Origin of the sequence: Atlantibacter sp. RC6 (assembly GCF_014193285.1) — a bacterium.
Lineage (GTDB): Bacteria > Pseudomonadota > Gammaproteobacteria > Enterobacterales > Enterobacteriaceae > Atlantibacter.
Window position 1 is genome coordinate 1 of sequence record NZ_JACHZE010000013.1, and the last position, 13,946, is coordinate 13,946.

11 protein-coding genes and 1 tRNA gene are annotated in these 13,946 nt (G+C 54.8%); 7 read left to right on the top strand and 5 right to left on the bottom strand.

Annotated elements, in window-relative coordinates; all coding sequences use genetic code 11:
- Window positions 1–91: 91 nt before the first annotated feature.
- Window positions 92–280 carry a type I restriction-modification system subunit M N-terminal domain-containing protein gene (locus tag FHW74_RS22775; RefSeq protein WP_255459960.1) on the bottom strand — a complete coding sequence of 63 codons (189 nt, stop codon included), beginning with the start codon at window positions 278–280 and terminating at the stop codon, window positions 92–94.
- Window positions 281–980: 700 nt separating this feature from the next.
- Here FHW74_RS22775 and FHW74_RS20750 point away from each other — a divergent pair.
- The 5 genes from FHW74_RS20750 (at window position 981) to FHW74_RS20770 (ending at window position 6,227) form a co-directional block, all read left to right on the top strand.
- Window positions 981–1,853, top strand: a complete 873-nt coding sequence (locus FHW74_RS20750) for a phosphorothioated DNA-binding restriction endonuclease (RefSeq protein ID WP_183172205.1) — start codon at window positions 981–983, stop codon at window positions 1,851–1,853.
- 368 nt (window positions 1,854–2,221) lie between these two features.
- Window positions 2,222–2,515: a hypothetical protein gene (locus FHW74_RS20755; RefSeq protein ID WP_183172206.1), complete on the top strand. Its 294-nt coding sequence runs from the start codon at window positions 2,222–2,224 to the stop codon at window positions 2,513–2,515.
- A gap of 85 nt (window positions 2,516–2,600) precedes the next feature.
- Window positions 2,601–3,512 carry an ArdC family protein gene (locus FHW74_RS20760; protein WP_183172207.1) on the top strand — a complete coding sequence of 304 codons (912 nt, stop codon included), beginning with the start codon at window positions 2,601–2,603 and terminating at the stop codon, window positions 3,510–3,512.
- Between the two features lie 179 nt (window positions 3,513–3,691).
- Entirely contained in the window at window positions 3,692–5,311 is a 1,620-nt protein-coding gene (mobH, locus tag FHW74_RS20765; RefSeq protein ID WP_183172208.1) for a MobH family relaxase, read from the top strand.
- The gene (locus tag FHW74_RS20770) at window positions 5,301–6,227 is read left to right on the top strand and encodes a site-specific integrase (protein ID WP_183172209.1); all 927 of its coding nucleotides are present in this window, start codon (window positions 5,301–5,303) and stop codon (window positions 6,225–6,227) included. Before mobH ends, FHW74_RS20770 begins: the two co-directional genes overlap by 11 nt.
- Window positions 6,228–6,376: 149 nt before the next feature.
- On the opposite strand, the gene FHW74_RS20775 is transcribed toward FHW74_RS20770, so the two are convergent.
- Both FHW74_RS20775 and FHW74_RS20780 read right to left on the bottom strand, forming a co-directional pair.
- Window positions 6,377–6,461: transfer RNA gene (locus tag FHW74_RS20775), tRNA-Leu, on the bottom strand.
- A 116-nt stretch (window positions 6,462–6,577) separates the two neighbouring features.
- Complete coding sequence (locus FHW74_RS20780; protein ID WP_183172210.1) at window positions 6,578–8,218, bottom strand: dihydroxyacetone kinase subunit DhaK; 1,641 nt, start codon at window positions 8,216–8,218, stop codon at window positions 6,578–6,580.
- 137 nt (window positions 8,219–8,355) lie between these two features.
- Between FHW74_RS20780 and FHW74_RS20785 the strand changes: the two genes are divergently transcribed.
- On the top strand, window positions 8,356–9,858 hold the full coding sequence (locus FHW74_RS20785; RefSeq protein ID WP_183172211.1) for a helicase HerA-like C-terminal domain-containing protein: 1,503 nt from the start codon (window positions 8,356–8,358) through the stop codon (window positions 9,856–9,858).
- Window positions 9,859–9,911: 53 nt separating this feature from the next.
- Here FHW74_RS20785 and lptG read toward each other — a convergent pair whose 3' ends face one another.
- Together lptG and lptF are read right to left on the bottom strand one after the other, a co-directional pair.
- Window positions 9,912–10,994, bottom strand: a complete 1,083-nt coding sequence (lptG, locus tag FHW74_RS20790; protein WP_183172212.1) for an LPS export ABC transporter permease LptG — start codon at window positions 10,992–10,994, stop codon at window positions 9,912–9,914.
- Window positions 10,981–12,093, bottom strand: a complete 1,113-nt coding sequence (gene lptF, locus FHW74_RS20795) for an LPS export ABC transporter permease LptF (protein ID WP_183172213.1) — start codon at window positions 12,091–12,093, stop codon at window positions 10,981–10,983. Before lptF ends, lptG begins: the two co-directional genes overlap by 14 nt.
- A gap of 268 nt (window positions 12,094–12,361) precedes the next feature.
- Here lptF and pepA point away from each other — a divergent pair, with 268 nt between their 5' ends.
- Window positions 12,362–13,873: a leucyl aminopeptidase gene (gene pepA / locus FHW74_RS20800; RefSeq protein WP_125293044.1), complete on the top strand. Its 1,512-nt coding sequence runs from the start codon at window positions 12,362–12,364 to the stop codon at window positions 13,871–13,873.
- Window positions 13,874–13,946: the final 73 nt, after the last annotated feature.

Here is a 13,946-nt window from a genome sequence, read left to right on the forward strand (position 1 = left end):
TCGTCGGAAAAACGCTTCTTCATGGGGATGTCCTCATGTGGCTTATGAAGACATTACTAGCATCGCGGTGTGTTAATCAACGGGGAGCAGGTCAGCTATGTGCAGTAAGATCAGCCCATCTACAACCCTCGGGCAGTTGCTTCTCTGCACCATTTTCTTGGGCAATCTTAAGAAACAGTAGATAACTAAGCTCGGATACATACTGATAATAAGTAATCCCGTCACCACGTAGGATGTTACAAAGGCTCCAGATTTTTTGGATGACAGTATCTTGTTTCATTTGTCTCTCAGGTCTGAGTTATGGTGTATAGGTTTTGCAAGCTCACGTCAGTCAGTGCAGCTACAAATTCTTTATGTTAGGCTATCAGGTTTAAGACACAAAATCACTTTGTCAATGAGGTTTACATCATCCTCAAGAATGGACAATGCCGCCCATTTTAAAAGATGTATAATTGCCAAAAAAATCAATTTGTTAGCAATCATTTTTCTAAAATCTCTTACAAGATCCCATATTATCAACTCAACGGAACTGTTTCCCTCGGGCAATGGCGCATAATTCGTGCAGCATCACTACAGCCAAGGCCTTCAAATTGTCATCTTGCCGGTGAGGCTTACCTTTCCGTCTGCTTTGTACCTGCACACGGACAGCGCCAAGTGCAACTCTTCACACCGATGATTGCTGGCTCATTCTTAACTCTCTGTGACAGGCTCCTTCTGGCAGAGACAATGCTCCGGGCTTAATAGCATTAACATTTCTCTGCTCAGGAATAGCTCAGAATGCAAGGAATATACTTCACACGATAAGCTTTGCTCTCTGTGATAAATGATTCCCCTCCCTGTAGGTAAGCGAAAACAATCTTTCAGAGTTACAAACACAACGCGTCGATTTCTCTCTCATCAACGTGACGAGCAACAATTGAATTTCACCGCTTTTGCGAGCATGATCGCAATAATATCAGCCTGTTACCCGGTTTATTCCTATGATATCTCTCGAAACGCTGCAATCGGCCATCTCCAACGTTTCTGTATGGCGTCAGGGGGATGTATGTGCTCCGCATAAGCCGTTGCTGCTGTTGTATGTATTGTCGCAGTACAAAGCAGGTCACTCGCGCCTGTTTAACTACGGCCTAGAGATCCACGAACCGCTCACTCGTCTGCTCAAAGAGTTTGGCCCCAAGCGACGCACTGACTATCCCAATATGCCTTTCTGGCGGCTCAGAACTGACGGCTTCTGGGAAATTGCCAATGCAGAAGGCTGCAAACCCCGTAGAGGCAACACCCAGCCGACAAAGAAAGAGCTGATTGATAACCAGGTAGCGGGGGGTTTTGATGAAACAGCTTACCAGCAACTGCTTGCACACCCTGAAGTAATTGACCAACTGGCCCAGCAGATCCTAATGGATCGTTTCCCCGAGAGTATTCAGCGGATCCTCGCCAACCAACTGGGTCTGGATTTTATCGACCGTTCAAAGAACCGCGATCCGCGTTTCAGGGATATCGTGCTTCGGGCTTACCATTCGCGATGTGCTTTCTGCGGTTACGATCTACGACTCGATGGTGCGCTGGTTGGTATTGAAGCCGCCCATATTCACTGGAAAACCTATGGCGGGCCGTGTGTGGTAAACAACGGTCTGGCGCTATGTTCGCTGCACCACGATGCTTTTGATATGGGCGCATTCGGGCTGGATGAAAACCTTACCATCCGCATCTCCGGCGGCGTCAGCCGTAGCCCGGTAGTGGATAACCTGTTCTGGCAACGGAACGGCCAGTCGTTGCATCTTCCTCACGACACATCTCTGTGGCCCACTGAACAATACGTTGGCTGGCACCGTAAGCAGATTTTCAAAGCCTGAGACCGTGAGCTTCGCAGGTATCATCGATTGCCCAATATGCTTTATCCCCTACAGAGGATAAATTGCCTTTAACCTCTCTAGCGGATAAATCCTGCGCACCAAACTAGCGTCCAGAATAACGAGCCCCGAACTATCTCACTGAAGAACCAATCTCTTGATTATTATTGATACCGTATTAATCTGTACGAAGTTTGACCCGCAACCAGAGCCTTCAGGTTGCCACCTTACCCGGTGAGGCTCGCCTTTTCGTCCGCTCCGTATCATCCGCGCGGACAGCGCTTAGCGCCTGATACATCCTCTACCCCACCATGCAGGGAATCCCTCCCTGCCGGGCGGTGTTTCTCTGCTTTCATCACTGGAGAAACACGATGCCTACTTCATCTTGCCCTGAAGCAAAATCCTTATCGCTGTCTGTCTCATCTGAAGCCTGGGAAAAGGTAGTCAGTTTTCCACCCGATCCCTCTCAGGAAGACGACCGTCTCGAAAACCTGATTGTCGCCACTATGCTGACATTCAAAAGCGCAGGCCCGGACCGTAAGAGCATTAATTTCGGTCTGTACTGTTTGCCCGCTGACGGCAGCAGCAACGTACCGCTGATGACGCCGCTGCGCTTAACGCTTGAAGACAATCACCTATTGGTTACTGCCCTTCATACCAGCTGATTCCCTCAGCATCCTTCACTCCCCGTGCCGGGCGACTCCCGACCGGGAGCGCTGTACCCGGCTTCTTTATCATGAGGTTACGCTTATGAACAGAAGCAACGATCTTTACCAGAAAGTCACTGATGAAATTATCGCCGCGCTGGAGAAAGACGTGATCCCCTGGGTTCGCCCGTGGCGGGAAGGGGAACCGGTGGTGCCGATGAATGCCTTATCCGGGCGGTTGTATCACGGTATCAATATTCCTCTGCTCTGGAACAGCGCTGAGCGACAGGGATATGAAAGCGATCGATGGCTGACCTTCACTCAGATTCGCAATGCGGGCGGTAACGTTCGTAAAGGCGAAAAATCTACACTGGCCGTGTTCTATCTGCACCAGCAGCGCGAGGTTGTGGACAGCAACGGGAACACGGTTCTTAATGCTGACGGCAACCCTAAAATGACGTCTTATGCCGTGGTACGCGAGTTCCGGCTGTTCAACATTCAGCAATGTGAAGGACTGCCGGAGGCGTTTTCACAGCCTGTCGTGATGGTCGATGATCCCATCGCCGCCGCTGAACAGGTTGCCCGACAAAGCGCGGTGACGATCACTCACCGGCGCCAGAACCGGGCGTATTACTCGCCGGGGCGCGACTGCATCATCATGCCGCATCCTGAGCAGTTCGCTTCACGTGAGGATTATTACGGCACGCTACTGCATGAACTGACGCACGCTACCGGACATGCTTCGCGGCTGAGTCGGGACGGCATCACCGTTGGAAACCATACCTTTGGTGATCCGACGTATAGTTTCGAAGAACTCGTTGCCGAAATGGGATCTGCATTTCTCTGCGCCCATGTCGGCATTCAGGCGAAGCTACAGCATGACAGCTACATCGCATCGTGGCTGAAGGTATTGCAGCAGGACAAAAAAACGATTTTCCGCGCCAGCGGTTTAGCGCGTAATGCCTGTGAATATCTGCTTGAACGGGCGCAGCAACCGTTAGCGCTGAGCGCATGACACTCATATCAACGGCGGAGCATCCTGCTCTGCCGTTTTTCTCCACTCCAATAAATTTGCGCAACCCAATAAACAGTTTCGCCCTAAATCTGACGGCACCAAAAGGCAAAATGCAAAAGGTTAAGGGGAAGAGAGTGAAGGGGTAACGGGCTTACCCGGAAAAGGGGAAAAAGGCCATTATGCGGATATGGCTGACGCGCAAAAAACCAGAAACCACACCATCCGACGGCAAGCCGAGCGCCACGGAGGGATGGCTGCATCCCGAATCCGCACAAACGTTACTGGCTGAAACTACCCGCCCACAGCTGATCCAGTTTATTCGCCAGAGCACCGCACTCCCTGCCTCACTGTTTGAACGTTTCTGGCTGACACCACTTCATCGTTTCGCAGAACTGGCGCAGTCGTTTCCAGCCTCAGAAAACCACCACCATTCCCATGCAGGCGGTCTGCTCGATCACAGCCTCGAAGCCGCCTGTTATGCCGCACGACTGCGGCAGAGTTATCTTTTTCCGCCTGATGCAGTACCGGAAGATCAGGCTGCCCAGTCCGAACGCTGGACGACGGTTATCATCTACGCCGCGTTACTGCACGATCTGGGCAAACTCATCACCGATATTGAGGTGGAAGATACCAGCGGGCAACGCTGGTTTCCATGGCATGGTCCACTGACCCAACCTTATCGATTCCGCTATCTGCCGCAACGTGATTACCTGCGCCATCCGGCTGCGGCAGTTCTTCTGCTTACCCAACTGCTCCCTCCGGAAAGCCTCGACTGGCTCGCCGCTGATTCTGCTGCCTTATCCACACTGCTGCACTGCCTGAACGGACAGTATCAGTATGCCGGACTGGCGGGTGAACTGGTGCAGAAAGCCGACCGGGCGTCGGTAGCGTTTAATCTCGGCGGCGATCCGGTCAAGGCTATCCATCGTCCGCAAACCTCGCTGCCGCAGCAAATTATCACCAGTCTGCGCGACCTGCTGGCGCATGAGTTTCGGCTCAACAACCCGAACGGAGGCTCTGACGGCTGGCTGACGGAAGAAGCGCTGTGGCTGGTCAGCAAGAACGCTGCCGATGCTGTCCGTGGCTGGTTGCTGCGCCAGGGTATTGACGCCGTACCGCAGCATAACGTGCGACTGTTCGATGAGATGCAGGCACACCAGTTGCTCATTCCCTGTGAGGATAAAGCCATCTGGCATTGCCGGATTGAGGCCAGCGGCGGCTGGAGTAGTGAACTCACGCTGTTACGCTTTTCCCCTTCACTGATTTGGGAAGATCCACAGCAGCGGCCCGCAACCTTCAGTGGAACCATCACACCGATAACGGGAATCCGAAATGAGACAGAAGCAGTAATTGAAACAAACACCGAAGTAGAACAACCATCCCTCCAACCCGAACAGGACGATACCCCACTATCAGGCGAAGCCTTCTGGCAGTGGCTGGTGCGTAATGTTCAGGCTCAACATCTGGAAGTCAATGAACCTAACGCCCGGATCCATACCGTCGCCGGGTCGGTGTTTCTGGTGACGCCCGGTATTTTCAAACTCTGGCTTAGCACCTGCGGTCAGAATGTCCCTGAAGAATACTGGCGGGAGGTACAGAAGAAGTTCCAGAACCTGAATCTTCACCGAAAACAAAAAAATGGCCTCAACATCTGGCACTGCGCCGTTGTCGGCCCACGCCGTTGTTCACGTCTGAAGGGATATCTGCTCGACGATCCCACGCCGCTTTTTGGAGATGACGTTCCCTTTAATAACCCTCATCTCTTGCTCAATGAAGGAAGTCACTCAAATGACCTTTGAACAGATCCTGGAAGAGTATTTTTTTGCCCGCTTATTGCGACCTGACACCCAGAGTTGCTATTGCACGGCGGTAAACCAGTTTACTCACTGGCGCAACGTACTGCCCGCCGAAGTCACACCGCATATGGTACTGGAGTGGCGTCATTACCTGTTAAATGTGCGATGCATCAAATCCGTGAGCTGGAATCACTATATGCGCCATATGCGGGTCTTGTATAACTTCGCAATTGAGCAGGGGCTACTGGAACAGTTCATCAATCCATTCCAGAAAACATCGCTGCGGGAATCCCGTAAGAAAAAGAAAACCCTGACCCGCGAGCAAATCCTCGCTTCCCGAAAAGTGCTGAATCAATTTATCGAACGGGAGAAAATGCAGCGCGGCTATTGTTCGCCTTTATATCCGGCATGGTTTTGGCTGACCGTGGTTGAAACCTTCAACTACACCGCTATCCGGCTGAATCAGCTTATTCACCTGCGAGTAAGGGATATCGATTTGGTCCATGACACGCTGTTTATTCAGATCGAAGGCAGTAAAAGCCATGATGAACATATTGTTCCCATTGCCTCCCGGCTGCGGCCCTATCTGGAGCATCTGCTTGAAGAAGCGAAAACAAAGGGAATACGGGCTGACGATCAGTTGTTCAACATCAATCGTTTCAGTCGGAGGACGCTGCGCCAGGGTAAACCGATGACAGAAAATCAGGTGAGCTATTTCTTTGCCAAACTCAGCGATGCCTGCCACAGCCGTTTTTCATCACATCGCTACCGTCATACCGTTGCCACAGAATTAATGCAGAAACCGGAGCAAAATTTGTATGTCACGCAGAAACTACTCGGCCACCGCGATATTAAGGTGACGCTCAGCTATATTGAACACAATGTCGAAATGCTCAGAAGTTGCGTGGAGAGAGATTGACAAAACAGGGTGTGAGTGAAAAGATCCGGCCCGAGGCTTTATAAACAAAAAAAGCCGGATATGCGGCCATTTTGTAGTTGCCGTCAACGTCCAGCTTCATTGTACAACGTATTGATTGTTGTAGGTTTTCCGATTATCACAATCGTTTTTGGTGCCGAAGGCCGGACTCGAACCGGCACGTATTTCTACGGTTGATTTTGAATCAACTGCGTCTACCGATTTCGCCACTTCGGCACTGAAGAGGTATGCGGAAAACGTTGTGGATTATACCTGCAACTCCCTCACGCGCAACAGTTATCCCTTACCCTGCAATTCGGATGCTGAAAAAACCAGCATCCGTTTCCCCGCTCTTACCGCTTAACCAGCGCTCCAAACACCTCGGCAACCGCAACGGCTCCCGGATCCGGCACGCCGTTCAGGTTCTCGCTGTTAACGTATGATGACCGTCCGGCGTTGGCCTTCTGAATCTGCGCTGTCGCTTCCGCACCCTGCTTCGCGGCTTTCGCTACGGCATCAAGCCCCTCACCCGCCAGCGCCTCCAGCGCAGGTTGCAATGCATCGATAAGCGTTCTGTCGCCCAGGTCCGCGCCGCCGTAGCGTTTCATCTGCTGTAAACCTACTTGTAGCGCCTGAGACAACGCCTCCCCTTCAGCGACCTTTTGCCCGGCGGCGGTAAAGAATATCGACATCAGCACGCCACTTGAACCGCCCATGACGGTAGCCAGCCGTTCGCCAATAAGAAGCAGCAGCGCGCCGGTATCGTTAAGCGGCAGTTGCCCGGCATCGAGCTGGCTTTTGATGTCGCGCGCGCCTTCCGCAAACGTTGAGCCGGTGTCGCCATCGCCCACTTTGGCATCCAGCGCGTTCAGTCGGTTCTCCAGGCTGATTAACGTGTCGGTTGCCGTGGCGACAATCTGCCTGGTCGCGGCGTTCTCGCTGGGCGTAACGTCCATGCGATTGTAAATCGGGTTATGCTGCTGGGCTTTTACCGTGCGGAACGGCACGGGCGGCTGCCAGCCCGCCGTCTCAACGTGGGCCTTTAACGCCTTCTCAAAGGTATCATCCAGCGTGATGGCTGAAAGCGAGAAGCCTTTCATATCCAGTGCGCTCACCAGCGCCGCCGGGCCAATCAGGTAATCAATCTGCTCGCTCAATCGTGAGTGCGCCAGCTCCTTAGTCAGCAGCGCCATCTCAAGCGCGGAAACCCCGCCCAGGTTGTTGATCATCACTGCCAGACGGGCATCCGGCCCGGTTTTTTGCTGCAGCGCGTCCACCAGCTGCGCCACAATTTGCTGGCTGTTATGCGTCTCGACGATGCTGGCACCCGGCTCTCCGTGGATACCCAGCCCCAGCTCGATTTTTCCCGGCTGGATGCGGTTCTCTTCTTCGCTACCCGGCAGGTTGCAGGTCTGCATCGCCACGCCCAGGCTCCAGACGCGCTGGCTGGCGGTATGGGCCAGGTCGCGCACTTCGCTCAGCGTCTTCCCCTGCTCCGCCGCGAATCCGGCGATTTTATGCACCAGCGCCGTACCCGCGATGCCGCGTGGCTGTTTGTTATCCGGTAGCGCGATGTCATCCGCCACAATCACCATCTCGACCTTCAGGCCGTGACGTTTGGCTTTCTCCGCCGCCAGGCCAAAGTTCAGCCGGTCGCCGGTGTAGTTTTTGACAATTAACAGGCAGCCGCGATCGCCCGTTACGGCAACAATCGCGTTCAGTACCGCATCCACGCTCGGCGAGGCGAACAGGTCGCCGCACACCGCTGCGGTTAACATCCCTTTCCCCACAAACCCGACATGCGCCGGTTCATGGCCCGCGCCGCCGCCGGAAATCACCGCCACTTTGCTTTTATCCCAGTCGCTACGCACCACGACGCGGATTGCCGGGTCGATATCCAGGCGCGTCAGGTTGCGATGCTGCGCGGAGAGAATAACACCCTCAATCGCGTCGTTGACCAGCTGTTTGCGTTCGTTAAAAAAGAATCTGGACATGTTTTCCAAAAAATAAGTAAACCGTATGCAAAGCATAGTCGGTGATGCGGGATATGCCGCAAAGTCAGCATTTTACCGATGTTGTTTCGTGGTGAATTACCTATGATTTAAGCGAAACCATCACAAGAGAATTCATCATGACCGAACCGCTGCTTATCGCCCGTACGCCGGAAGTGACGTTAAATCTGTTGCCGCAAATGGCCAACCGCCACGGGCTGATCACCGGGGCGACAGGCACCGGTAAAACCGTCACGCTGCAAAAGCTGGCGGAATCGTTATCCGGTATCGGCGTACCGGTATTTATGGCGGATGTGAAAGGCGATTTAACCGGGATTGCGCAGGAAGGCGCGGCATCGGAAAAACTGCTGGCGCGGCTGAACGGTATCGGCGTCACTGACTGGCAGCCACATGGCAACCCGGTCACGCTATGGGATATCTTCGGTGAAAAAGGCCATCCGGTGCGGGCCACGGTATCGGACCTTGGGCCATTGCTGCTCGCCCGGTTGCTGAACCTGAACGAGGTGCAATCCGGTGTACTGAATATCATTTTCCGCATCGCGGATGAGCAAGGACTGCTGCTGCTCGATTTTAAAGATCTGCGCGCCATTACCCAGTACGTCGGTGATAACGCCAAATCATTCCAGAACCAGTACGGTAATATCAGCAGCGCATCGGTAGGCGCTATCCAGCGCGGGCTGCTGACCCTTGAGCAGCAAGGGGCCAACGCGTTTTTCGGCGAGCCGATGCTGGATATCAGAGACTGGATGCGCACCGATGCCAACGGCAAAGGCATCGTGAATATCCTGTCGGCGGAAAAGCTGTACCAGATGCCGAAGCTTTACGCCGCCAGCCTGCTGTGGATGCTCTCCGAACTCTATGAGCAACTGCCGGAGGCGGGCGATCTCGATAAACCTAAACTGGTGTTCTTCTTCGACGAGGCGCATCTGCTGTTTAACGATGCTCCACAGGTGTTGCTGGATAAAATCGAGCAGGTGATCCGCCTTATCCGCTCGAAGGGCGTCGGCGTGTGGTTTGTCTCCCAGAACCCGTCGGATGTCCCGGATATGGTGTTGGGCCAGTTGGGCAACCGGGTGCAGCACGCGCTACGCGCCTTTACGCCGAAAGACCAAAAAGCGGTGAAAGCTGCGGCGCAAACCATGCGCGCTAACCCGGCCTTCGATACCGAAGAGGCGATCCAGGCGCTGGGCACCGGCGAGGCGCTAATCTCGTTTCTGGATGCCAAAGGCAGCCCAGGCATGGTGGAGCGCGCCATGGTGATCGCTCCCTACTCGCGGATGGGGCCGGTGAATGAGGATGAGCGCAACGGACTGCTCAATCACTCTTCGCTGTATGGCAAATATGAGGACGCGGTCGACCGCGAATCCGCATATGAAATGCTGCAAAACCGCGTGGCGGATGCGCCGGAACAGGGCAACGCGCCGCCCGCGAAAGGCGCTCAGGCAACAGAAGACGACGGCCTTATCGGCGGGTTAAAAGATATTTTGTTTGGCAGCACCGGGCCGCGAGGCGGCAAGCGCGACGGCGTGGTGCAGACTATGGCGAAAAGCGCGGTGCGCCAGGTCACCAATCAGATTGTGCGCGGGATGCTGGGAAGTATTCTGGGTGGCAGGCGGCGATAACAGCAGGCTAACGCAGTCAATAAAACAGAGGGGTGCAATCTGCACCCCTCAATTTACGACTTACGGACCAATAGCCAGAGGCTGATCAGGAAGAAGCTGGCGCTTGGCAACAGCGCGCCCATAATCGGCGGGATGTTGTACACCAGGCTCAGCGGGCCGAAGATCTGGTCAAGCACGTAGAACAGGAAACCAAAGCTAATCCCCGTCACTACACGCACGCCCATCGGTACGCTACGCAGCGGGCCGAAGATAAATGACAGCGCCATCAGCATCATCACCGCCACGGAAAGCGGCTGGAAGAGTTTACTCCACATGTTGAGCTGGTAGCGGCTGGCATCCTGGCCGCTGGATTTCAGATAGCGCACATAATCGCGTAGGCCGGTGATAGACAGCGCATCCGGGTCCAGCGCCACTACGCCCAGTTTGTCCGGCGTAAGGTTGGTCTTCCACGTGCCGGTTACGGTCTGGGTACCGGTTATCTGCTTATCGTTGGTCAGGTTGGATTCATCCACCTGTGAAAGCTGCCAGACGCGCGTTTCCGGGTTGAAGGTCGCGGTGGCGGCGTAGCGAACCGTCTGTAAACGGCGCTTATCGTTAAACGAATAGATGCTGATGCCGCCCAGCTCGTTGTCGCCTTTCACACGTTCGATATAGACGAAGTTATTGCCGTCTTTCGCCCACAGGCCTTGTTGGGTGGAGAGCAGCGAACCGCCATACATCATCTGCGCGCGGTAGTTACGCGCCATCTGCTCGCCCTGCGGCGCAACCCATTCGCCAATCGCCATGGTCAGCAACACCAGCGGGATCGCGGTTTTCATTACCGACAGCGCCACCTGCATACGGGTATAGCCGGATGCCTGCATGACCACCAGCTCGCTACGCTGAGCCAGCATACCAAGCCCCAGCAGTGCGCCGAGCAATGCCGCCATCGGGAAGAAAATCTGCACGTCTTTCGGCACGCTCAGCAGGGTATACATCCCGGCGCCGACAGCGGAATAACTCCCTTCACCGGTTTTTTTCAGCTGATCGACAAACTTGATAACGCCAGAAAGCGACACCAGCATGAACAGCGTCATCATGATGGTGTTGAAAATCGTTTTGCCGATGTATCGGTCAAGTACGCTAAATCCCGGCATTTACCACTCCTCGGCGCGAAAAACGGCTGCGCAGCTTACGCATCGGCACCGTATCCCACAGGTTCAGGGCAATCGCCAGAGCCAGATACGCCAGGTTTACCGCCCACATCCAAATCATCGGGTCGAGCTTGCCCTTCGCACCGTTGGAACGCAGCGACGTCTGCAGCAGGAAGAAAATCAGATACAGCAGCATCGCGGGTAGCATAGACAGCACGCGCCCCTGGCGCGGGTTCACCACGCTTAACGGCACCACCATCAACGCCATCACGATCACGGCGACAACCAGCGTCAGACGCCAGTGGAACTCGGCGCGCGCCTGTTGCTTGTCCGATTCCCACAGCGCTTTCATGCCCATCTGCTCAGAATCTTCAGGATCGAGCGCCACCGTCTGGTGACCAATCACCGCTTTGTAATCTTTGAAGTCCGTGATGCGGAAATCACGCAGCATTGCGGTACCCTCAAAACGGGTTCCCTGATTCAGGGTGACCACCTGCGCGCCATCTTTACGCTGCGACAGTTCGCCGGAATCGGCTACCACCACGGAGGGCCGCGCATTACCGCGCGGTCGCAGCTGCGCCAGGAATACGTCGTTAAATTTGCTGCCATCAACGCTTTCAATAAACAACACGGCGTTGCCGTCGGTGGCCTGCTGGAACTGGCCCTGGGCCAGCGCCGCCATGCCGGGGTTGGCTTTAGCTTCCGCCAGCACTTCATCCTGATGGCGGGACGACCAGGGGCTGGCCCACATCACGTTGACGGTCGCCACAATCCCGGTAAACAGCGCCAGGATCATCGCGGCTTTGACCAGCACCGCTTTACTCAGGCCACAGGCATGCATCACCGTGATTTCACTCTCGGTATACAGTTTGCCCAGCGTCATCAGCAGCGCGAGGAACAGGCTTAACGGAAGGATCAGTTGCGCCATGGCAGGCACGCCTAAACCTAATAAGGAAAGGACCAGATTTGTCGGGATCTCGCCGTCGACTGCCGCACCCAAAATCCTGACGAGCTTCTGGCAAAAGAAGATCAGCAGCAGGATGAACAGTATCGCCAGTTGGCTTTTGAGCGTCTCCCGGACCAGATATCTTATGATTATCACATTAAATACGCCTGTGAATACGAGTCTTTTTGCAGGAAAATCGCTTGTTTCATGGCTTAAACGTCATTTATTCTCTTGAGTCGTCGAAAAGATCGCTAAGATATGTAAACTCAGCGGTAAGTACTTAAGATGTTGACGCGCCGAAACCGTAACAACATTCGTTAAGATTAACACGAAAGTCATCGCAACAACGGAGCAAAGCGTTACGAAAGCGTTCAATTCTATCCGTAGCCGCCGTCGTTGTCTTTAAGATTCAGGAGCGTAGTGCATGGAGTTCAGTGTAAAAAGCGGTAGCCCCGAAAAGCAGCGGAGTGCCTGCATTGTTGTCGGTGTTTTCGAGCCGCGCCGCCTCTCCCCGATAGCCGAGCAGCTGGATAAAATCAGCGATGGCTACATCAGCGCACTGCTGCGTCGCGGTGAACTGGAAGGCAAGCCTGGCCAAACCCTTCTGCTTCACCACGTTCCGAACGTGCTCTCTGAACGTATTTTGCTGATTGGCTGCGGTAAAGAACGCGAACTGGATGAGCGCCAGTACAAGCAGGTGATCCAGAAAACCATTAATACCCTTAATGATACCGGTTCGATGGAAGCGGTGTGCTTTCTGACCGAGTTGCACGTTAAAGGCCGCAATACCTACTGGAAAGTGCGCCAGGCGGTGGAAACCGCAAAAGAGTCGCTTTACTGCTTCGATCAACTTAAAACCAATAAAAGCGAACCGCGCCGTCCGCTGCGTAAGATGGTGTTCAACGTGCCGACGCGCCGTGAGCTGACCAGCGGCGAACGCGCTATCCAGCACGGGCTGGCAATTGCCTCCGGTATCAAGGCCGCGAAAGATTTAGGCAATATGCCGCCGAATATTTGCAACGCCGCGTACCTCGCCTCCCAGGCGCGTCAGTTGGCTGACTCGTTCAGCAAAAACGTGGTGACCCGCGTGATTGGCGAGCAGCAGATGAAAGATCTCGGCATGCACTCCTACCTGGCGGTAGGGGCAGGCTCGCAGAACGAATCCCTGATGTCGGTGATGGAATATAAAGGCAGCAGCGCGCCGGACGCCCGTCCGATCGTGCTGGTTGGCAAAGGCCTGACGTTTGACTCCGGCGGTATTTCCATCAAACCATCCGAAGGCATGGATGAGATGAAATACGACATGTGCGGCGCGGCGGCGGTCTACGGCGTGATGCGCATGGTAGCGGAACTGCAACTGCCGCTGAACGTAATTGGCGTGCTGGCGGGCTGTGAAAACATGCCGGGCGGGCGCGCCTATCGTCCGGGCGATGTGCTGACCACCATGTCCGGGCAAACCGTGGAAGTGCTGAACACCGACGCCGAAGGCCGCCTGGTGCTGTGCGATGTGCTGACCTACGTCGAGCGCTTCGAGCCGGAAGTGGTAATTGACGTAGCGACCCTGACCGGCGCCTGCGTGATTGCCCTGGGCCATCACATTACCGGGTTGATGTCGAATCACAATCCGCTGGCCCACGAGCTGATTGGCGCTTCCGAACAGGCGGGCGACCGCGCATGGCGTTTACCGCTCAGCGACGAGTATTATGAGCAGCTCGATTCCAACTTTGCGGATATGGCTAACATCGGCGGCCGTCCTGGCGGCGCGATCACCGCAGGCTGCTTCCTGTCGCGCTTTACCCGCAAATACAACTGGGCGCACCTGGATATTGCCGGCACCGCCTGGCGCTCCGGTAAAGCCAAAGGCGCAACCGGGCGTCCGGTGGCGATGCTGGCGCAGTTCCTGTTGAACCGCGCCGGGTTTAACGGCGAAGAGTAACGGCGAAAATCATCGTCCTGTCACAGCCCGGTACTCACCGGGCTGTGCGTTTAATGTCATCACAAGAAGCCCC

Bases quoted from the DNA above. Each gene is read 5' to 3' on its own strand.
- FHW74_RS22775 (WP_255459960.1), bottom strand. From the start codon at position 280: ATGAAACAAGATACTGTCATCCAAAAAATCTGGAGCCTTTGTAACATC.
- FHW74_RS20750 (WP_183172205.1), top strand. From the start codon at position 981: ATGATATCTCTCGAAACGCTGCAATCGGCCATCTCCAACGTTTCTGTA.
- FHW74_RS20755 (WP_183172206.1), top strand. From the start codon at position 2,222: ATGCCTACTTCATCTTGCCCTGAAGCAAAATCCTTATCGCTGTCTGTC.
- FHW74_RS20760 (WP_183172207.1), top strand. From the start codon at position 2,601: ATGAACAGAAGCAACGATCTTTACCAGAAAGTCACTGATGAAATTATC.
- mobH (WP_183172208.1), top strand. From the start codon at position 3,692: ATGCGGATATGGCTGACGCGCAAAAAACCAGAAACCACACCATCCGAC.
- FHW74_RS20770 (WP_183172209.1), top strand. From the start codon at position 5,301: ATGACCTTTGAACAGATCCTGGAAGAGTATTTTTTTGCCCGCTTATTG.
- FHW74_RS20780 (WP_183172210.1), bottom strand. From the start codon at position 8,218: ATGTCCAGATTCTTTTTTAACGAACGCAAACAGCTGGTCAACGACGCG.
- FHW74_RS20785 (WP_183172211.1), top strand. From the start codon at position 8,356: ATGACCGAACCGCTGCTTATCGCCCGTACGCCGGAAGTGACGTTAAAT.
- lptG (WP_183172212.1), bottom strand. From the start codon at position 10,994: ATGCCGGGATTTAGCGTACTTGACCGATACATCGGCAAAACGATTTTC.
- pepA (WP_125293044.1), top strand. From the start codon at position 12,362: ATGGAGTTCAGTGTAAAAAGCGGTAGCCCCGAAAAGCAGCGGAGTGCC.